Source organism: Proteus sp. FME41, assembly GCF_014897315.1.
Taxonomy (GTDB): Bacteria; Pseudomonadota; Gammaproteobacteria; order Enterobacterales; family Enterobacteriaceae; genus Proteus.
Window position 1 is genome coordinate 56,713 of record NZ_JABUYL010000002.1, and the last position, 20,636, is coordinate 77,348.

General features: G+C 37.9%; 15 protein-coding genes and 1 riboswitch. Of the genes, 8 read left to right on the forward strand and 7 right to left on the reverse strand.

The features are described from left to right. Positions 1-195 precede the first annotated feature (195 nt). Complete coding sequence (locus INT04_RS02870; RefSeq protein ID WP_193014653.1) at positions 196-1,596, forward strand: alanine/glycine:cation symporter family protein; 1,401 nt, start codon at positions 196-198, stop codon at positions 1,594-1,596. A gap of 189 nt (positions 1,597-1,785) precedes the next feature. Here the strand turns inward: INT04_RS02870 and INT04_RS02875 are convergent, their stop codons facing one another. Continuing rightward, entirely contained in the window at positions 1,786-3,267 is a 1,482-nt protein-coding gene (locus INT04_RS02875; RefSeq protein ID WP_193014654.1) for an aldehyde dehydrogenase family protein, read from the reverse strand. Positions 3,268-3,759: 492 nt separating this feature from the next. Between INT04_RS02875 and hcp the strand changes: the two genes are divergently transcribed. The 4 genes from hcp to mgtE all read left to right on the forward strand — a co-directional run bounded on the left by hcp (position 3,760) and on the right by mgtE (position 8,620). After that, on the forward strand, positions 3,760-5,412 hold the full coding sequence (hcp, locus tag INT04_RS02880) for a hydroxylamine reductase (RefSeq protein ID WP_193014655.1): 1,653 nt from the start codon (positions 3,760-3,762) through the stop codon (positions 5,410-5,412). A gap of 57 nt (positions 5,413-5,469) precedes the next feature. Further along, entirely contained in the window at positions 5,470-6,474 is a 1,005-nt protein-coding gene (gene hcr / locus INT04_RS02885; protein ID WP_193014656.1) for an NADH oxidoreductase, read from the forward strand. A gap of 272 nt (positions 6,475-6,746) precedes the next feature. Beyond that, positions 6,747-7,082: a DUF6694 family lipoprotein gene (locus INT04_RS02890; RefSeq protein ID WP_193014657.1), complete on the forward strand. Its 336-nt coding sequence runs from the start codon at positions 6,747-6,749 to the stop codon at positions 7,080-7,082. Between the two features lie 216 nt (positions 7,083-7,298). After that, positions 7,299-7,470, forward strand: a riboswitch (M-box (ykoK) riboswitch). Positions 7,471-7,546: 76 nt separating this feature from the next. Next, positions 7,547-8,620 (forward strand): magnesium transporter, encoded by a 1,074-nt coding sequence (gene mgtE / locus INT04_RS02895; RefSeq protein WP_193014658.1) that lies wholly within the window; start codon positions 7,547-7,549, stop codon positions 8,618-8,620. A 79-nt stretch (positions 8,621-8,699) separates the two neighbouring features. Here mgtE and INT04_RS02900 read toward each other — a convergent pair whose 3' ends face one another. Further along, positions 8,700-9,206 carry a SprT family zinc-dependent metalloprotease gene (locus INT04_RS02900; protein WP_193014659.1) on the reverse strand — a complete coding sequence of 169 codons (507 nt, stop codon included), beginning with the start codon at positions 9,204-9,206 and terminating at the stop codon, positions 8,700-8,702. 105 nt (positions 9,207-9,311) lie between these two features. Here INT04_RS02900 and INT04_RS02905 point away from each other — a divergent pair, with 105 nt between their 5' ends. Genes INT04_RS02905 through INT04_RS02915 form a run of 3 tightly spaced genes read left to right on the forward strand, consistent with a single transcriptional unit; the run spans position 9,312 to position 10,497 of the window. Beyond that, complete coding sequence (locus INT04_RS02905) at positions 9,312-9,635, forward strand: ArsR/SmtB family transcription factor (protein ID WP_036912417.1); 324 nt, start codon at positions 9,312-9,314, stop codon at positions 9,633-9,635. A gap of 3 nt (positions 9,636-9,638) precedes the next feature. After that, positions 9,639-10,073, forward strand: a complete 435-nt coding sequence (locus INT04_RS02910; RefSeq protein WP_193014660.1) for a YeeE/YedE family protein — start codon at positions 9,639-9,641, stop codon at positions 10,071-10,073. A gap of 4 nt (positions 10,074-10,077) precedes the next feature. Further along, on the forward strand, positions 10,078-10,497 hold the full coding sequence (locus INT04_RS02915; RefSeq protein ID WP_193014661.1) for a DUF6691 family protein: 420 nt from the start codon (positions 10,078-10,080) through the stop codon (positions 10,495-10,497). Positions 10,498-10,573: 76 nt separating this feature from the next. Here INT04_RS02915 and bcsC read toward each other — a convergent pair whose 3' ends face one another. From bcsC to bcsR, 5 genes are read right to left on the reverse strand one after another with little or no spacing between them, the layout of a single operon-like run. Beyond that, positions 10,574-13,888: a cellulose synthase complex outer membrane protein BcsC gene (gene bcsC, locus INT04_RS02920; RefSeq protein ID WP_193014662.1), complete on the reverse strand. Its 3,315-nt coding sequence runs from the start codon at positions 13,886-13,888 to the stop codon at positions 10,574-10,576. Positions 13,889-13,892: 4 nt separating this feature from the next. Next, positions 13,893-16,217: a cellulose biosynthesis cyclic di-GMP-binding regulatory protein BcsB gene (gene bcsB, locus INT04_RS02925; RefSeq protein ID WP_413465695.1), complete on the reverse strand. Its 2,325-nt coding sequence runs from the start codon at positions 16,215-16,217 to the stop codon at positions 13,893-13,895. Positions 16,218-16,273: 56 nt separating this feature from the next. Next, positions 16,274-18,859 (reverse strand): UDP-forming cellulose synthase catalytic subunit, encoded by a 2,586-nt coding sequence (bcsA, locus tag INT04_RS02930; RefSeq protein WP_193014664.1) that lies wholly within the window; start codon positions 18,857-18,859, stop codon positions 16,274-16,276. After that, positions 18,859-19,596: a cellulose synthase operon protein YhjQ/BcsQ gene (locus INT04_RS02935; RefSeq protein WP_193014665.1), complete on the reverse strand. Its 738-nt coding sequence runs from the start codon at positions 19,594-19,596 to the stop codon at positions 18,859-18,861. The genes bcsA and INT04_RS02935 overlap by 1 nt, the downstream gene beginning before the upstream one ends. An 8-nt stretch (positions 19,597-19,604) precedes the next feature. Then, positions 19,605-19,796 (reverse strand): cellulose biosynthesis protein BcsR, encoded by a 192-nt coding sequence (gene bcsR, locus INT04_RS02940; protein WP_193014666.1) that lies wholly within the window; start codon positions 19,794-19,796, stop codon positions 19,605-19,607. Positions 19,797-20,636: the final 840 nt, after the last annotated feature.

Sequence of the window (20,636 nt, forward strand, 5' to 3'; positions counted from 1 at the left end):
AACTTTGATTTAAGTATTGTAATGATGAACCTAATGATAGCGTAATTTAATAATGAAGTGATATTTCTCACATAACGCCATCAAGTTTAGAGTTAGTTGTTTTTTTTTCTAGCATATTTTGACTTTTTCATCTTTAGTGTAATTGATAACAAAAAATACATATTTAGATAACATTTGGACGAAAAAGGGTAAATTATGGATTTCATCACAAATATGTTAAGCGCTATAAATGGCGTGGTGTGGGGAGTGCCGATGCTTGTTGGTATTCTCGGTATTGGTCTTTTTATGCAGTTTCGGCTTGGTTTTTTACCTATTCGGAAGTTGGGTACGGGGTTTAAGCTTTTATTTGAAAAAAATGATAAAAGAGGTGAAGGGCAAATATCGCCATTTAATGCATTAATGACGGCACTGTCAGCAACGATAGGAACCGGTAATATTGCTGGTGTTGCAACCGCAGTTGTATTAGGGGGGCCAGGTGCATTGTTTTGGATGTGGATGACTGCGTTAGTGGGGATGGCAACAAAGTATTCTGAGGCCGTATTAGCCGTACGTTTTCGTGAAGTAGATAAATACGGAAACTATGTAGGTGGCCCAATGTATTACATCAAGAATGGTTTGGGTAAAAATTGGGTTTGGCTAGGCACTGTTTTTGCTGTTTTCGGAAGCTTTGCTGGTTTTGGTATTGGTAATACGGTACAAGCCAACTCAGTAGCCGATGTATTACAGAGTAATTTTGGAATTTCAACCACCATTACTGCCATTGTACTCGTAGTTTTAGTGGGGGCAGTTTTAATTGGGGGAATTAAACGAATCGCTGATGTTGCGGGTAAATTAGTTCCCATTATGACGGTGGGTTATTTTGGTGCTGGTATTGTTGTTTTGGCACTTAATGCAACCGCTATTCCTGATGCCATTGTGTTGATTGTTAAGTCTGCATTTACGCCAGTTGCAGCACAAGGTGGCTTTGCGGGGGCGGCCGTTTGGGCTGCGATCCGTTTTGGTGTCGCGCGTGGTGTTTTTTCTAACGAAGCAGGATTAGGTAGTGCGCCTATAGCACACGCAACAGCAAAAACACAAAACCCGGTCCGCCAAGGTTTGATTGCAATGTTGGGTACCTTTATTGATACCATTATTGTCTGTTCTGTTACAGGATTAACGATTGTTATTACGGGACAATGGTTAACAGGACAAAGTGGAGCAACATTAACTGCCGCCTCATTCTCTATCGCTATTCCGGGCGGTAACTATATTGTGGCCATTGCATTAGCCATTTTTGCATTTACCACTATTTTAGGTTGGAGTTTTTACGGTGAGAAATGTGTGCAATATCTTTTTGGACCTAAAGCTATTATGCCATTTCGTATTGCATGGCTGATTGCATTACCGGTGGGGGCGACACAATCATTAGAGTTTGTTTGGTTATTGGCTGATACCCTTAATGCAATGATGGCTATTCCTAACTTAATTGCATTAGCCTTATTGAGCCCCGTTGTTTATCGTTTAACAAAAGATCATATAAAAGACGTTAACGCTGATAATATTGGGTTAGATAAAGAAACTCATTCAGAGAACAAAAAAGAAGCTGAGGCAGAGTAACTCGTTCTTACTTATTGGTTAAGATAAAAATACAATAAAAAACCGTATGCAACTTAGAATTTGGCATACGGTTTTTTATGGTGATAACCTAAAGTGTAAGAAATTACAGATAATAAAAAGCCTTCTGGGGAGAAGGCAAAGAGATGAGTATAGATATTATATTTATAAGAATTTTGAAAAGAGATAAATTTATTCTTTCATGCTGATAAAGATGTTTTTCACTTGGCTATACGCATCTAGCATCATTTTATGTGTTTCACGACCTAAACCTGACTTTTTATATCCCCCAAATGGGGCGTGAGCAGGAAGTTCATGATAAGTGTTAACCCACATACGGCCCGTTCTTACTGCTTTTGCAACACGTAAGGCACGGTTAATATCTTGTGTCCAAACACCACCACCAAGTCCATATTCTGAATCATTTGCCATTTCGATCACTTCATCTTCATTTTCGAATGGAATAACACACAATACAGGCCCAAAAATTTCTTCACGAGCAACCCGCATTTGGTTAGTCGCATTGATGATAATGGTTGGACGAACAAAGAAGCCGTCATCATAACCTTCACCTGTAATGCGTTCACCCCCCGTTAAAATAGTTGCACCTTCTTTCTTCGCGAGTTCAACATAACCTAAGATAGTATCCATTTGATCTTGGCTAACTTGTGTACCCATTTGTGTATTAGGATCAAGGGGATCACCGACACGAATACTCTCAAATTCAGTTTTTAATGCTTTCAAAAATTCATCATGGATATCTTTGTGTAAGAACAAACGTGAACCTGATTCACAAGCTTGTCCTTGGTTCATTAATATTGCCAATGCTGAGTATTTGACCGCTTTTTTCATGTTCGCATCAGGGAAGACGATATTGGCTGACTTACCCCCTAATTCCAGTGTTGCCGGAACCATTTTTTTTGCAGCCGCGGCGGCTACGGTATAACCCACATTGGTTGAACCAGTAAACGCCAGTTTATCAATATCTTCGTGTTCTAAAATAGCTTGTCCTACAACAGAACCACGGCCCGTAACAATATTAATTACACCTGCAGGTAATATTTCATTTAAAATACGACCTAGCTCTAATAATGAAAGGGAGGTGAGTGTTGCTGGGTTAATTACCACCGTATCACCCGCTGCAATTGCCGGCGCTAATTTCCATGCTGCCATTAATAATGGGAAGTTCCATGGAATAATTTGGCCAACAATCCCAATAGGCTCACGAATAACAAGGCTAATGGTATTTTCGTCTAGGACGGCACTTTCATCGGTATGAGAGCGTATCACGCCTGCAAAATATCGAAAATGGTCAATAGAGGCAGGTAAATCTATGTTTTTCGACTCATTGAGTGGCTTACCATTGTCTAATGACTCAATCCAAGCAAAGCGTTCTTGCTCTTGCTCTAAGCGATCTGCAATTTTTAATAAGAGGGCTTGACGCTCTGCTGGTGATGTTTTGCTCCATGTTTTGAATGCCTTACGAGCAGCCGTGACTGCACGGTCAATATCTTCGGCACTTCCTGATGGGTATTCACTTAACAATTCACCTGTTGCTGGGCTATAGGTTTTGGTTGTTTTTTGCGATGTGCTAGTTACCCATTCTCCTCCAATTAGCATTTTGTAGCTTTCTAGAGGGCGAAATTCTGATGGAACATTATTTAATTTAATCATTTTTAATCTCCAATGTAGGGGTGAGCATCATTCAAACTTATAGTTTCATTTTGTAATACTCGTGCTAATAACATATATCAAATGAAATAATTTGATTAGCTATTGATGCAATAGGTGATATTAACTATAAAAAATAGTAATGAATATTACTGATTTAACAAAAATGAATAAACTTAATCGTTTCATCTCTCAGTCTTTATACGATTAAACAAAAAATACCTATCAGTTATTCTTAAATATTTTTTCTTATTTACTCGTCAATGAGGTAATGCGATTAATCAATCTGTTTAAAAAATAGGTTTTAGATTTATGTGAAATCAAAAGATAAAAAAAGAGATATTAAAAGATTTACTAGAAATTGCGTTAGATCAAACAACATTTAAATTGTTCAATATTGCACTTTCTCTCGGATAAAAATGGCGTATCCTTATGTTGCATCTGGAATGCAACTTATAAAAATAAAGCGTTATCTCTTATTAGAAGGAATACGATATGTATTGTGTGCAATGTGAACAAACAATGAAAACGCCTGTAGGTAATGGTTGTGCCTATGCGCAAGGTATGTGTGGTAAAACGGCAGAAACATCTGATCTTCAAGATTTGCTGGTTGCAGTATTAGAAGGGCTTTCAGCGTGGGCATTAGCGGCGCGTAGTGTCGATATTATTGATCATGATGTAGATAGTTTTGCACCTCGTGCTTTTTTCTCTACATTAACTAACGTCAATTTTGATTCTGATCGTATTGTGGGTTATGCGAAAGAAGCTATCTATTTCCGCGAAAGTTTGAAGTCTCGTACATTAGCAAAAAATGCCGCGATTCAAGTGACAAATCCAAGAGCCGAAATTCAATTAGCAGGTAACGATTTAGACAGTTTACAAAAACAAGCCCAGCTTTTTGCCTTAAATGGTGATAAAGCAAAAATTGGCGACGATCTTCATGGTTTACGTATGCTGTGTTTATATGGCTTAAAAGGGGCGGCTGCTTATATGGAGCATGCGCATGTTTTAGGTCAATATGATAATGAAATTTATGCAGAATATCACCATTATATGGCGTGGTTAGGTACTGATCCTGCTGACATGAATGAATTATTAGAAAGTGCGATGGGCATTGGTCAAATGAACTTCCGCATTATGGCAATTCTAGATAAAGGTGAAACCCAAGCTTACGGAAACCCAACGCCAGTAACTGTGAATGTGCGTCCGATTGCGGGTAAGGCTATTTTAATTTCAGGTCATGACCTGAAAGATCTACAAATGCTGCTTGAGCAAACTGAAGGCAAAGGCATCAACATTTATACTCATGGTGAAATGTTACCAGCACATGGCTACCCAGAACTGAAAAAATACAAACATTTAGTGGGTAACTATGGTAGCGGTTGGCAGAATCAGCAAATCGAATTTGCGAAATTCCCAGGCCCAGTATTAATGACATCAAACTGTATTATCGACCCTAATGTGGGTAATTACGGTGACCGTATCTGGACACGTAGTATTGTTGGTTGGCCTGGAGTGAAACACATTACTGGTGATGACTTCTCTGACATGATTGAACAAGCACAATCATTAGACGGTTTCCCATACAGTGAAATTGAGCATTTAATTACGGTTGGTTTTGGTCGTGAAACCTTGTTAAATGCGGCTGATACAGTGATTGATTTAGTCTCACAGAAAAAATTACGTCACGTTTTCTTAGTAGGTGGATGTGATGGTAGTCGTGGTGAACGTAGTTACTACACTGATTTAGCAAGAGAAATTCCACAGGATTGTTTAATTATGACATTGGCTTGTGGTAAATACCGTTTCAATAAATTAGATTTCGGTACCTTGGAAGGCTTACCACGCTTACTTGATGTGGGTCAGTGTAATGATGCTTACTCTGCGATTATGCTAGCCGTTAATCTAGCTGAAAAATTAGGTTGTGGTGTAAATGACTTACCATTGTCTTTAATTTTGTCTTGGTTTGAGCAAAAAGCGATTGTTATTTTATTAACATTGCTTTCGCTAGGCGTGAAAAATATTTATACCGGCCCAACAGCACCTGCGTTCTTAACGGACAATCTGCTGGCGGTGTTAAATGAGAAATTTGGTATGCGTTCTATCACTACACCAGAACAAGATCTTAAAGATATTCTTTCAGCTTAATCGTTTAATTCATCATCATTGCCGGAGCCTACGGGCTTCGGTAAGGAATCAATATCCATGACGATGCCTACTTCCCTTTGTCCTAATCGTATGCAAGTTCACTCAATAAATCAGGAAACCCCTGAAGTGTGGACACTGAATTTAATTAATCATGACTTTTATTCTTATAAACCAGGTCAGTTTGCACTGGTGAGTATTAATAATAGTGATGAAACTATGCGCGCTTATACTATTTCATCTTCTCCAGGATTAAGCCCATTTATCACCTTAACCATTCGCCGTTTAGAAAATGGGGTGGGCTCAGGTTGGTTAACATCACAAGTCAAACCGGGTGATTATCTCTGGTTGTCTGATGCCCAAGGTGAATTTACTTGTGCTGGTAAAGAAGGTGCACGCTATTTAATGTTAGCGGCTGGATGTGGTATCACTCCGGTGATATCGATGACACGTTGGTTGTTAAATAATCAACCCAAGGCAGATATTACAGTTATTTTTAATATTCGTGAACAAAGCCAGTTTATTTTTGAGAAAGAGTGGATCGAATTAGCAAATGCTTATCCCTATAATCTGAATTTTATTATGATGTCTAAATTACCTGATAATAAAGGGTTATTTAGTGGACGTATTTCTCAAGAAAAATTAACAGCATTAGTGCCTGATATCGCAAGTCGCACCGTGATGTGTTGTGGCCCAAACAGTTATATGGAAGACACCGGACGTTTTGCAAGAAATCTTGGCGTACCTGCTGAGAATATCTTTATGGAACGTTTTGGCGATGAACCTGTTTGTGTTGATGAAAATGAACAATTAACCATGACAATTCGCCATCCACTATCACAAATTAAAGTGCCTGTGGGCGTCACTTTATTATCCGCGATGGAAGAAAATAAAGTTCCCGTCTTTGCCGCTTGTCGTGCAGGAGTTTGTGGTAGTTGTAAAACGCGCCTTGTTAGTGGTGATTATGATGTTACTAGTACCAGTACATTAACGCCTGAAGAGATAGCTCAAGGCTATGTCTTAGCATGTAGCTGCCGTTTAAAAGGTGATGTTGAGCTCGCATAATCTCTTTTTTATTAAACTCTTTCCTTCTATTTTTCTGTTTTTTTACCCTGTTAATTTATTAACGGGGTTTTTTATGTCTATTCTTCCCATTAAATGTGGCATTAATCCGGAAAATACCCTCTTTTATTTTAATTTAAACCCTGTTTTTATTTATTTAGAATAATAAAAATATTGAAAAGGGTGATTTCATGAAAATATATTTTAATGAGTGGGGAGTTTCCTTATAAACATTCTGCTATTATTTAAGTTATTGATTGGGTAAGGGGGGGTATATGAAAAAATTGTTAGTTATTTGTTTATTGGGTGTCATGTTATCTGGCTGTGAAAAATCTCAACAAACCCTTGATGGCTCTAATGTAGAGTCACTACGTATGTCAATTGTTGAAATGCGTAATTCTCTCCCCCTTGATGAGCAAATACGTTTTGACGAAGCAATAGAATTGGCAATGCTTAATGATATTAACTTTAATGATTTAGTGATTGCTGGTCGTCATAATAATGCTGATCTAATCACCCGAAAAATGTGCCAGTCATTAGATGGTAAAACGGTAAAAGAGATATTTTCACAAGCAGAAGAAATAAGAGTACAAAAATTAGCATTTAAATAATCAATTAATAAACAATTTATCTCTTTTTATACGATGTAAACTTTCGTAGGAAAACTTTACTCCTTTTTATATTTTCTTTTCGAATGTAATTATATTATTTAATTATACGGTGAATATTCTGACTGCTATTTTTCAATAGAACTTAAACAACATCGTTATCGTGCTTTTCATTATAGAGTGAGTGGTTATAATGCGCCGCGCATTCGCAAGAAAATGGCAGTATCTCGTTAGGCGAGGCTCCTATACAAACACAGGTTACTGATCTGACGACGTCGAGAGACGCCCAAGATTAGGACAGGATATATCGACCGAAGGTATATCCCCATGTAACTTCCAGTATTTATTGGATACGTTGTATAGTGCTAAAACCGAGACGTGTAGATAGCTTTTGCATTCTCGCTTCTGGTTTCGCCCCTATGGAGAACTGATTTGCTAAACACAAACAGTAATAGGGAACCACAAAAATGACCTTCAATATTCAAAATAAAATGGATGCTGTTTTAGTCGCAGATGCATCCTTAAATACACCGCAAAATAATTCAACTCAAGATCAATACAATCGTTTAAAAGATGATGCAACAATCAGTGCTTATATGAGCCAGTCTTATATAGCAGTATCTGTCGCTGATTCGGTTGAAAATGTGAAAGCTCAACTTGTTAATGATTTAAAAGATGAATTAATACCAACTTATCTTTATGTAGTTGATAAAGATAATTATCTTAATGGAATTTTACCCGTTAAATCATTATTAACAGCGGCTAATGATCGGTTTGTTTCTGATGTTATGCGTCACACTTTTTTTTCAGTATCACCTGAGCAAAATCGACATGATGTGTATCAATTGATTAGCCAGAGTGGCTTAGACAGCGTACCCGTGATGCATTTTGGTAAATTAGTGGGTGTGTTGCGTCCACAAGATATTGCTGAATTGATTGAAGATGAAAATACCCTAGATGCACAAATGCAAGGGGCGTCATCACCTTTAGAGCAGCCTTACTTAGAAACCAGCCCAGTAACATTATGGCGCAAACGTGTTGTCTGGTTATTGATGTTGTTTGTGGCAGAAGCGTATACCAGTACGGTATTGCATGCCTTTGAGGATAGATTAGAAGCAGCAATTTCATTAGCCTTCTTTATTCCGTTGCTGATTGGTACTGGGGGAAACAGTGGCACACAAATCACCTCAACCTTAGTACGTGCGATGGCATTAGGGGAAGTGAGCTTACGCAATGTTTGGTCTGTATTAAGAAAAGAGATAACCACATCTATCATGGTTGCGTTAACCATGGGAATTGCAGGCTTTGTGCGAGCTTGGTTCTTAGGTGTCGGAATGGAAGTGATGATTGTTGTTGGCTTAACGCTTGTTTCAATTACGGTTTGGAGTGCGGTTGTATCGTCTGTTATTCCAATGGTATTAAAGCGTTTAGGTATTGACCCTGCGGTTGTGTCAGCACCGTTTATCGCAACATTAATTGATGGTACCGGTCTTATTATCTACTTTGAAATCGCGACTCATGTGATGAGCGAGTTTGCTTAAGACAATTCCACGTATTCTTTCCCAAGATAAAGCCGATGTGACTCAATAAACACATCGGCTTTATTTTTTCCTGCGCTAATTAGTACTCGATAAACTGTAAAATAGACTGACAATGGCGGCAGCGATATTGAGTTTCACCCCGTAATACTTTGTTGTGACGCCGAAGGGTCAACTGGTGTTCTTCTTCACAATGGCAAGTATAACGAAACGTTTTGGCTTTAACGGCGCTGACATCAAAGTGATGAGTACGTTTAGCCGAAACGTGTAGCACTGTTTCCATCATCCACTTCCATTCTTTCCCGTGAGGCGCTACACGACCAAAGTGCCGGCTTACTAATAAGTGCGCTAATTCATGGGGAATAACTTCCTCAATAAAATTCTGTTTATTTTCAATCAATAATGTAGGATTAATACGGATTTCCCAATTTGCATAATAGGCACTGCCTGCAATAGTGCCTCTCTGATTATAATGTAGAGTAGGTTCTGGGTAATTTGTATTAAGATAAAGATTAGCCTGCTGCAATTTTTCACGCAGTGTTCGCATAACGCTTTGCACTAAGGCGATGGGGACTCTTACCGTTTTCATGTTACAGAGCATATAGCGCCTTATACAAACACGCAATAAAAAGAAAACTTGCACAATATATAAATTAACATATTATTAAAAAGTATATTGATTATGGAGTTTACCATGACACAACGAGTTCAACCTGATTTATTAGATGCAATGAAATTGGCGGCTAATGAAGCGTCTAGCATGCTTAAGACGCTAGGAAATGGCGATCGCCTCTTATTATTGTGTCAGCTAAGTCAGGGCGAAAAAAGTGTGAGTGAATTAGAAGAGAGTTTAGGTATTCGTCAACCGACACTTTCTCAACAACTAACCGTTTTGCGAAATGAAGGGTTAGTGAATACTCGTCGTGATGGAAAACGTATCTTCTATTCTATTGCTGATGAAAAAGTATTAGTGCTACTCAATACGCTTTATCAGCTTTATTGCCCTATAGCAGGTTAATTTATGAATATAGATTGGGTTCACTTTACGCCGTTAAGTGCGGCAATTGGTGGGCTTATGATAGGTGCTGCGGCCGCTCTTTTACTGTTATTTAATGGCCGCATTGCAGGAATAAGCGGTATTTTAGGCGGCATTTTATCAACAAAACAGCAGGGGAATGGCTGGCGTTGGGCATTTCTAGTTGGCATGTTAATCGCACCTACACTCTTTTATTTTTTTGATACCCCTTTGTCACCCGTTATTGAAACATCACCTTGGATGTTGATTATTGCCGGTGTGCTGGTGGGAGCAGGGACACGTTTAGGTAATGGTTGCACAAGTGGTCATGGTATTTGTGGGTTAGCGCGATTATCACGTCGTTCTATAGTTGCTGTTTTGGTGTTTATGGTGACGGCTTTTATTACTGTTTATATTCAACGCCATGTAATAGGAGGCTAACAAAATGACAAAGCTCGTTGCTTTTCTTTGTGGTCTTCTCTTTAGTGCGGGATTGATTGTTGGTGGTATGAGTAACCCGCAAAAAATCTTAGGATTTTTGGATATTACAGGAAATTGGGATCCTTCTTTATTGATAATCATGGGCGCAGGCCTGGTTGTCAGTATTATTGGTTATCAATTAACTCGCCGTAGACAACAAAGTGTATTAGCGTGCCCTTTAACTATTCCAACCAATAAAGTCATTGATAAACCATTGGTGTTAGGCAGTGTGTTATTTGGTCTTGGTTGGGGATTAGCTGGAATTTGCCCAGGCCCTGGTTTGGTATTAGCCGGAGCTGGGTTTTATCAAGGTATTTTATTTGTTCTTGCCATGATAGTGGGCTGGCTATTTGTTGGGCTTTTTCGTAAATCGCCGCAAGGATAATTTAATCTTACAGTATTAGCCAAAATGTTAAACGGGAAGCCTGTGCTTCCCGTTTGTATATTAAATACATTGAACATTATTTAAAGTCAGCATAAGGAATAAGAGGATTTGGCGGTAAATCCAAATCACCATTCCAGCCATCAAAAGAATAGCGTAAGTACATTAATGCATGGCTTGGGGTATAGTTTTTCGCTTGTTGAATATCAATAGCGGCACCAATAAACCAATGCGGTGTAATGCGATGTTCAACTAATGCTCTTGCGGTATAACCAACACCAGTACCTGAGTCACCTTCATCAATCGCATTGCGCTCTTGATAATAAAGTTTCATCATCTCTTCTCGATCTTCGGGACTAAGTTCATTCATATAGCGATTAAACTTATCGACGGAGACGAGATTTTGTAAGGGGTAGCGTTTTCTGTCATCCGTTTGAGAGTAAGACCAAGAAACGGAGCCTGATAATTCCCAAGACCAATTTTCAGTACGTTCGCGATAATTAATGGGAAGCCCTAAAGAGACATATTTTTGTGGACTATAATAGCCACCTTGACCTAAAGTGTAGCCGCTTAAGTCTTTATCATAATGCCAAAGCATAGTACTTAAACCGACAGAAACACGGCGGTTGTTTTCATTGATAAGTTTATAATAATAGCCACCCATACCTCGAACACTGCTATTATCTTCAACGTTTTTACCTGTCAGTTTATCAATGGAAACTTCCCCCCAGTAGCCGTCTTTTCCGCCTAAGTCATAACTCCCGCTTAAACGAACGCCCGTTCTTCTCACACCGCCCCATATTTGGTTAGTCCAAATATCTCGTTGACCACCAAAAGCAAGTAAAGAGCTATTAACTGGGCGACGGTGAACATCAAGTGTCCAGCCAACATTAAAAACATCACGACTATAGGCAATTTTACCGACCCAATCTGTGACTTCAAAACCTAACGGTGTTGTACCCAGATCCCATTGCCATTGACCATTTTCCCAGCCAATCGCAGGACTGACACCAAACGCTTTTTGTTCTAGTGGGGAACAACCTGTACGGTAACAAGACCCAAATTTAGAATCATAAGGTGATGTACCCAGTTTTCCGCTATTGAGATTAACTAAATCTGCTCGCCAGAAGAAACGACCATCATAAACAGGGTGATCAAGTTGTAACATGGTGGTGTGGGCACGTAGTTTTGAATAGCCCTCACTACCACTAGAGCCCCAGTAATCATGTTCAAGAGTAAAACGCCACTCTTGCTGACGATAGAGTGATTCAGCATCAGCTCGTAAGCTTCGAGATAACCAATTATCTTTTTCGTCATTACGCATTAACGTAGTGTATTCACTATTATTTTTTGGCAACCTATCTGTTATTCCATCCTTGATCATGGCTTGCTGATAATAATAGTGGGCTTGTTGACGATGTTGGCTATCACGCTGAAAACGTCCAATATCTCGTAACACTAAAGCATCCGCACTGTCGGGTTCAATTTCAATTTGGCGGGCTAAGTAAGCAAAGTAGTGTTGTGCTTTCTCGGTATTACCCACCTCTTTTTCTGCATTGGCGACACGTCTAAGAGAATTGCTATTAAATTGGTTGGGTGAAAGGGTTTCTATTTTGGCAAGATAGTATTTTGCCTGTATTTTTTGACCTTGTTCTAAGGCGATATCTGTCGCACCTAATAATGCGGTTTCATTGTTAGGTTCTAGATTTAGAGCAGTATGGTAATAACTTAAAGCTTGTTCAAGGTTATTTCTCTCTTGAGCCCAGTTTGCTAATAGCAAATAAGTCTGAGTTTTTTGCTCTGGTGGAATATGAGCAAAAAGATAATCGACAGCTTGTTGTTCTTGGCCTTTAGCACGTAGAGACTCAGCATGCGCTAATGTTTGACCAAAGCGTAATCGACTGTCTAGGGCTTTAACACTTTCACTGCGTTGGGGTAATGGAATGGCTTCTAGTGTATTGAGGGCTTGTGTTTCTCGTCCTGTTTTATTCAGATATAAGGCATAGGCATAAAGGCGAGAGGGATCATTAGGGAGGCGGCGATTAAGTTGATTAAAATATTCTTCAGCAACAGGGGCTTGTTGAGTTATTAATAAATCATCAGTAAGGCGATAAATATTCCAAATATCATTGGGATAATCTTTAGCAATTGCCTTACGTTTTTCAATCGCGCTTAGGTATTGTTCTTTATGCTCATCGTCAGCGGCTAAATCTTGTCTGATACCTGAAATGATATAGCTATAATCTTCTGCCAAATTTTTATATTGTCTTGGCGTTAAACTAGCAATAAATTGTTGTGCCTTTTCATGGGACTGTTGGCGATAAAGCTTCGCTAAACTATGTAAAGTGGCAGCATGATTGGGTTGATATTTTAACGCCTGTAAATAATGGGTTTCCGCTATCTCCAATTGGCGCTGGGCAACAGCGATATCCCCTAAGCCAAGATAAGGTTCACTTTCATAAGGGCTTAATTTATTAAGTTGATTGAAATAGCGCGCAGCTAATTCATAATCTTGTTTTAATAGGGCATCATCTGCTTTTGAAAGTAAATACCAATATTGATTAGACTGCAACATTGTTCGCCATTGACCACTGTTATCATGATTAGGTGCTAATTTCAGCGCCTGAGAAAGATAAAAAATTGCCGCACCACGTTGATTAGCACGAGAATAGCGCACCCCTAATGCACCCACCACATCGGCATTATCCGGTTGTTGGCGTACTTTTTGTTTTAATGTAGCAATAGGCAATGAAGTAACATCTACTTTTGATGTTAGGGTTGCAGCAGTGCTCGTTGCTACTGTGGTAGATTGCTGTTGTTGCTGATAAAGCGCCGCTATTTTCGTATTTTGTGGATATTGGCGGTAAATAGAGTTAAGGCGGTCTAATTTATCCTCATGAGAGGATTGCATTAGCACTTGAATATATTCAAGTGCTAATGTTTCATCAGGGGGCATTCCTCGATAAATTTCATCGTATAAATTTAGTGCATCGTCATAACGCCCAGCCGTTCGATAAAGCTGGGCTCTTTGTAGTTTTTGTCTATTAACATCTGTTGTTAGAGATAATGTTTTTATTGCACGCTGATATTGCTCTGATTGTGGAAATTGAGCCCCTAATTGAGTAAATAATCGCTGTGCTTTTGCATTATCTTTTTGTTTAATTGCAAACTGAATTTGCATTAATAGGATATTAGGATCATTCGGTTTAATTAATGATAAACGGTATAACGATTGTGCTACCAACGCTTCATTTCCAGTGGACGTTCCTAATCTCACTTGAGCTTGCAAAAAGGCTTCTGTTGATTCTTCACTGGCTTGCGTGACAGGCAAGAAGCCTGTCAGCACAAAGAGAGCAATAATAGATTGTCGATGCGAGTGACCAAAATGCCACATAGCCTTAGTCCTTAGCCGCTAAACGACGTTGGCTTCTTATTTTCATTGCTCGCCAAATAAGAAGAGAGACAAGAATAATACCGATAATCGCAGCTAAACCAAGCCATATAGGATGTGATGCGAAGACGTACCAGATTTCTTCCCACCAAGGTAAGTAACCAACGTAATAGGTATCGCCAACACGTAAACTATTTACGCCAGACTCTCTGACTAACACCACTGAACCGTGCATTGCATCGCGCTTACCGCTGTCACTAATCGCTTCATTTAATAGTTTGTAACCTTGGGTACTATCCGCTAATAGTGCGACAACACTACGTTGTGAAAAGAATGGTGATTGAAAACCAATAATCGCACCCATTGAACCTTTAGAGGTTAATGAAATTCGGCTATCTGGACGTTTATCTGTAGGCTGATAGTGGGTGTGGCTAAATATACTGATCTCACGAGAAGGTAATGTGATTTCGCTACGAGCCTTATCAACCAGCAGATTCATCTGTTTGTCATTATTGAGTGCGGGTGGAATAGTTCCTATCAGTAATAGATCTGCATCCCTTTTTTGCATCTCTTCTAATGAGTCTGTTAATGAAACATTCAGGGCTGGATAACCTGTTTGAGCACCTATATTCCCTGTTGAGATTAAAAGGGTTGATAACTGGGTCGGTGAAGGCTGTTGATTAACAAAAATTAATGTTTCGGAAAGGTCAGCATAACGGCTAAAAGGGAAGCCTGCGTGGCTGAAAACTCTCAAATCAGGCAGCGCAATATAGTGTCGATAATCCCCTGTAAAATTGAAACTTGATAAATCGTCAATGGCGACAGCGTTTGGAACAGGATGATAAGTAATACATTGTTCAGTTGAACCGCCAGGAATAGGGTTAGTGTAATCAAATGCAAACGTAATTTGGTTACGCTCACCTAATTTTACGGCAGGGATATTCAATAAGTTTTTATGTTCAATCCAACCTTGAATAAGCGGTAAATAAGCAATAATAAGGTTGTCTTTTTTATCTTTTTCAAGAGGATAGGCTTTAATAAAGTGATCGTTGACTAAAATAGACATACGCGAGTCATCTTGAAATGCAGGTGCGGTATAGCGATAACGCAATTGCATTTGTAACCCAGTATTATTAAACATAAATAAATCAGGCGGTAATGTCATATTGAGTGTAATCGGATTGGGTTTTAATCCTCGTGACTGTAATTGGCCTTCATAGTCTTGTAACATATTAAAATAAATAGGTTTATTTAATTGTACCCATTTTGGCGCATCATAAGGCTCACGAGGGATCAGTTTTTCTACTTCATCAATAGTGACGGTATTGCCTCTGAAAATAACGTGTCCACGAGCGATCCCATTAACAGCCGTGATCAAATCATTATCATCACGGCCCATAATGAGGAGCTGTTTGATATAAGGGTTTGTTGGATGTGTCAGCATTTCGATAGTGGGTGCTTTAACATCAGCATGCTGTTTTAAAAATTCAGGTTTTTGTTTATTAGTGGCAAAAATAATACTGTGTTGATTCGGCAATGAATCGTAATAAACAGGGTAGTTTTGCTGACGCCAATCGACTTGAGTCCCAAACCAAGAAGTGAGTATAGCGGCGGCTTTCTGTTGTACTAAATTAGGCGACTGGCTGAAAACCATTGGCAGGGTTAATGACCCAAAATCACGACTATCAAAGAATGGCTCTGGGAAGTTTGCTAATTCATTGCTTAAACGTAATGATTGAAAAGTGAGGTTCAATTGGCTGCTTTTACTCACATCAAGCCACAGTGTGGTATTGGCTTGGTTCTCACAAATTTCACGATAATGGCCAATAAAAGAGAGTTTTATATGGTTAAAATCTTGAATAAATAAAGGATCAATTGGTATCGTAATTTGGTTTTTCTTACCTAAATCTTCCTGTTTTAGGGTAATAACTCCCATCAATTCATCATTCAAATAAACATTAAGATGAGATTCCACAGGAAGTAGTGACGGAGACGGTGTAAATTCTAAATCGAGAGTGGCTTTTGAAACATATTCATCACTACGTACACCAAATTCTAAATAACCATCAGGGCTCACTCCCGTTAAATGAATAGCGCCATAGCTTGGTGCCGTATCCGCAAATTTAAGGATTTTTTGACGAGCAGAAGGCGTTATATCATTTGAGGGTAATGGTATATTAACAGGCGTTGTTTGAGTCGTCGCGTTAGGTGTTGCTTCAGTTATCGCCACGGTAGGCTCTGAAGTATTTGTTTGCGCTTCTTGCGTTTCATCTCCATAAACTGAAGATGTGAGCATAAATAAGGCAAGTATGATAAAACGTTTTTTCATTATTGTTACCCATGATCTTATTGTTTATTAATAAACTCCCAAAAAACCGAGTTTTTCCTTCAAGACTGATGAAATATTTGTGAAACATTAACGCGTTGAGGGAGTAATGATGAAAGCCACAGCAAAAATAGACCGAGTACGCGAAATATGGCGTAAATAAAGTAAGGGGCGCGTTTTAGCAGCATGTTATAGCCTTGCATACTGATATAAATGATGTTTTTAAGGCTACTTAACGGTCTATCAACAGGTAGTTCATGTTGCCAATCAGCCCAAGTATCAGCCCGCTCAAATGTACAAGCGGTAAAATCAATTGCTTTTTGAGTTGTCATTTCACACAGTTGCAATCCGATAATTTGCCCATCAATACGTGAAATGCTGGCTTTAAAAGCATGCTCACGCTGATTTTGGCTTAGCAATAATGTGATATTTTCGTTTTGAGATAGAGAAAGGCTAACATTACTAGGTAATTGAATAGCACAGCTGTTATCAGAAAAATCATAGAGATAGCATCGGTACAGTGAACCGTTATTTAATAACAGCATGGCAGGAGCTTTAATGCGAACTCGAGGGAAGCGACGCTGTTGCTTCGTTTCTACAGATACTGCAATAGCGACGCCGAGTAATACAAGATTATAGCAAACCCAGAGTAAACACATGACGATAGCCCAAGCTTCATCAGGATCACCTGTTGTAATGCGCCAAAAACCAAACAAAATCCCCAGTAAGTTTAAGTTAAGAAAAATTAAGTAGGGACGGTTGATTTTCCAATCGACAAAACCTTCTTCCATAACGCCCCCTTTTTCAGTCACGTTAAATGTCCCTTTGTGAGGTGAAAAAAGGGTGCTTAATACAGGGCGAGTCGTGTACCACGCTAAAATAGTTTCATAGACTTCTCCCCAAAATGAATGGCGATAAGCACCTTGCAATTTCGCACTAGCCAGAGATATATGGATTAAATAGGGCACAACATATAAAGCAATGGCGATAGCGGGGGCATAAATGATATAAGCGCGAAAAATAAGAAATGTCAGTGGTGCCAGTAAGAAAATCATACGGGGAATGCCAGAGAAAAAGTGCAACATGGCATTTAAGTAGCAAAGACGTTGAGGGAGAGTCAGTCCTTTACCAAATAAAGGGTTATCAAGGCGAAATATTTGCACCATGCCTCTCGCCCATCGAATACGTTGGCCTATATGTGCGGACAATGATTCTGTTGCGAGTCCTGCTGCTTGAGGAATACGAATATATGCAGATGTCCAACCATGACGGTGTAGGCGTAATGAGGTATGAGCATCTTCTGTTACTGTTTCAACGGCAATTCCCCCAATTTCATCTAAGGCCGTACGACGTAAAACAGCACAAGAACCACAGAAAAACGCAGCGTTCCAAGTATCGTTACCGTCTTGAACTAACCCATAAAATAATGTGCCTTCATTGGGTGTTTCACGGAAATTACCTAAATTACGTTCAAAAGGATCGGGTGAGAAAAAATGGTGAGGCGTTTGTACTAGCGCCATTTTTTCATCTTTTAAAAACCATCCCATTGTGAATTGTAAAAAGGAACGTGTTGGAACGTGGTCACAGTCAAAAATCGCGACGAATTCGCCGGAGGCTAGCGTTAACGCATGATTAATATTACCCGCTTTAGCAAAGTCGTGTTTTTCACGTGCGATATAACGAATACCAACTTCTTGTGCAAATGCTTTAAATTCAGGGCGATTACCATCATCAAGTAAATAAATCGTCAATTTATCTTTGGGCCAATCTAGGTTTAAGCTGGCATAAATTGTGGTTTTAACGACTTGTAAGTCTTCATTGTAGGTAGGAATAAAAATATCAACACTTTGCCATTGTGTAATATCTTCAGGCATAGAAACGGGTTTACGATGAAGGGGCCAAATGCATTGCATAAAACTAAGAAATAGCACACACCATGCATAAGTTTCAGCAAGTAAAAGTAGCAAACCACAAAATAAACTGAAATTATCAACCCAATAAAGCGTTGATTGATAACGCCACCAGATATATCGACACGCAATGGTGAGCGCCAACATAATCATTGCGATTGAAGCAAAACGACCAGAAATATCACGAATAGCTAAGGCAACTAACCAAAGAACAATGACAAAAACAAATTGGAAAGTCAGGTCAAAAGGCTGAGTAATACTCAATAAAATAAAGAAGATAGCTAAAATCGCAATAACAGAGTAGAGCAAGTATTGCCAAATAGGTGTCGTTTTTTTCTTATGTTCAATAATTTCAATGGCGATAGGCGAAACATGAACAAAGAATTTTTTGTATAGTTTTCTGACATAGGAAATAAGCTGAGTTGGTTTTTTTACCAATAACTGCGCAATGTAGTGACAAACTAGCCAAAAACTTTGTAGTAAATAGCGCACAGGATCGAAAACCTTAGGGCAACGAGGATCAATATGAGGAAATAACGCACGTTGTTTTCTGGCTATTTTTCGCCAAAATGGCGATTCCATACGTAAAAAAAACCACATAATGCCCATAAATAGCTCGCTAACAATAGCTGCACTACGAGAAGCACCGTTATGGCGATAAAATTTGTAATAACGAATAAGAATATGTTGTGCTGCACTCTTTTCTATTTTATTCGTGGCATCGGAAGATGATGGCATTATGACTGTCCTTCTTTCCTTTCAAATAACGGAAAACACCACTGAGCCAGTTGTGTTATTTCCTCAACTAACATGCAATTAGCTCGGTAATCATATAAAGGTAAACGTGAAGCGCAGGCTTCTAATGACGCTTCATCTCGATGAAGAACAACAGGGCATAATGGAAATTGTGTTGTTTGCCAAAATTGATAGAAATCTTGGTGAACTTGGCTAGTTGCACGAAATTGATTAATAAGGATATATTCATTTTTAGCAAATTCATGCTGATTAAGGCGAATATGACAGTTACTTTCAGCCATCACGACAGTGAAAAAAATAGCCGCTTTTTCTATCCATGGAGTGAAAATGGCATCTTGTGTATGTTGTAAATCCATTAAAATAATGGCATTAGGATGCAACTGGGTAAATGTGGTTAGAAAATGATTAAAATGCTGTTTTGCTGAAAATGATAATTGTAGAAGTAAATTATCCTTCAGATTAACCAAACCAAAAGGTAAAACATGGTAGCCTGATTGATAGTGAAAAATACTATCCTCTATAGGGGTTTGTGCTAATAATGCCTGACTTAATGTGGTATTTTTTTGCTGTGCTGGAAAATAAAAAGGCAAAATATTTTCAGTACAATTATCAATAATTAGTACTTCTTTATTTTGTTGGTTAAATTGCCGAGCAAGAGCAATTGCAGTGGATGTTGTACCCACTCCACCTCGAAGCCCTTTTAATACAATAAGTGGCATAGTTAGCCTCATTTAGTTATGTAATTAAATGCATTAAGTAATGGCCAGCGATAAATAATCATACTGTTTTCTTCTTCTTTATTAATATCCTTATAGTGATAGTTGTTTAGTGAAAATAAAATTTTTAATTTATTAATGTCTTTATTTAGATTATTTTTTCCTATTTTTATATTTGAGTTAATGAAACTTTCATTTTTCATTCTAATAATCTCCTAATAAATAATAAATAAATTTTCATCAGGTTTAAAAAAAACTGATAAGCAGCGATTAATTAACTACTGTTGCGATTCATTTAAGTTCTCTATTTTAGAGTATGCTTTAAAATCTATTATTTCAATTACGTAAAGGTACATAAAAATAGAAATTAATTTCTATATTTTTATGGACGATAATCAAAGGGTGTTTTTTCTAAAATAAAATTTTTATATTTTAAGTTTTTATTTGTTAAATAATGATAAGAAAGTATGAATAAAAAATAGAGGAATAAAAAGAAGTGTAAATTAGTTGTTTATAACAATATATTAAAATATTTAATTCCGATGATCATTATTGTATATTGATCTCCATCACTTTTAACGGAAAGATCGTTTTTTGATTATCCTTTGTTGATTAATTATGTTCTTATATTAAGTGAGTTGTTTTTAAATTCGAATTTATGTTTAAGGTTTGTTATTAATTGTTATTTATGTGTGGTTTGTTTTGTTTTTGTTTCGAAATATAAAAATAAGATAACTCTGTGTTTCATTATTTAATGTAAATAAAACGCCATTTTTAAAAATAGAAGCTATTATATAAATAGAAAATCGAGTGTTTTCTTTTAAATCCAAATTTAATAAATTGGATTTCATTATTAGTCTCCTTTTATATAAGAGGCCAGTTTTTACTGGTGAGTTTTCTTTTTTATTAATTTTTATTTAAGGGTTTTTACTAAGTTTAAAATAATTATTCTCTTATATGTAAGATTTGTAGTTAATTAAATATCGTAAGTAATAAAAAAACAGATATGAATAATCATATAACTGTTGAATTTGATTTATTGA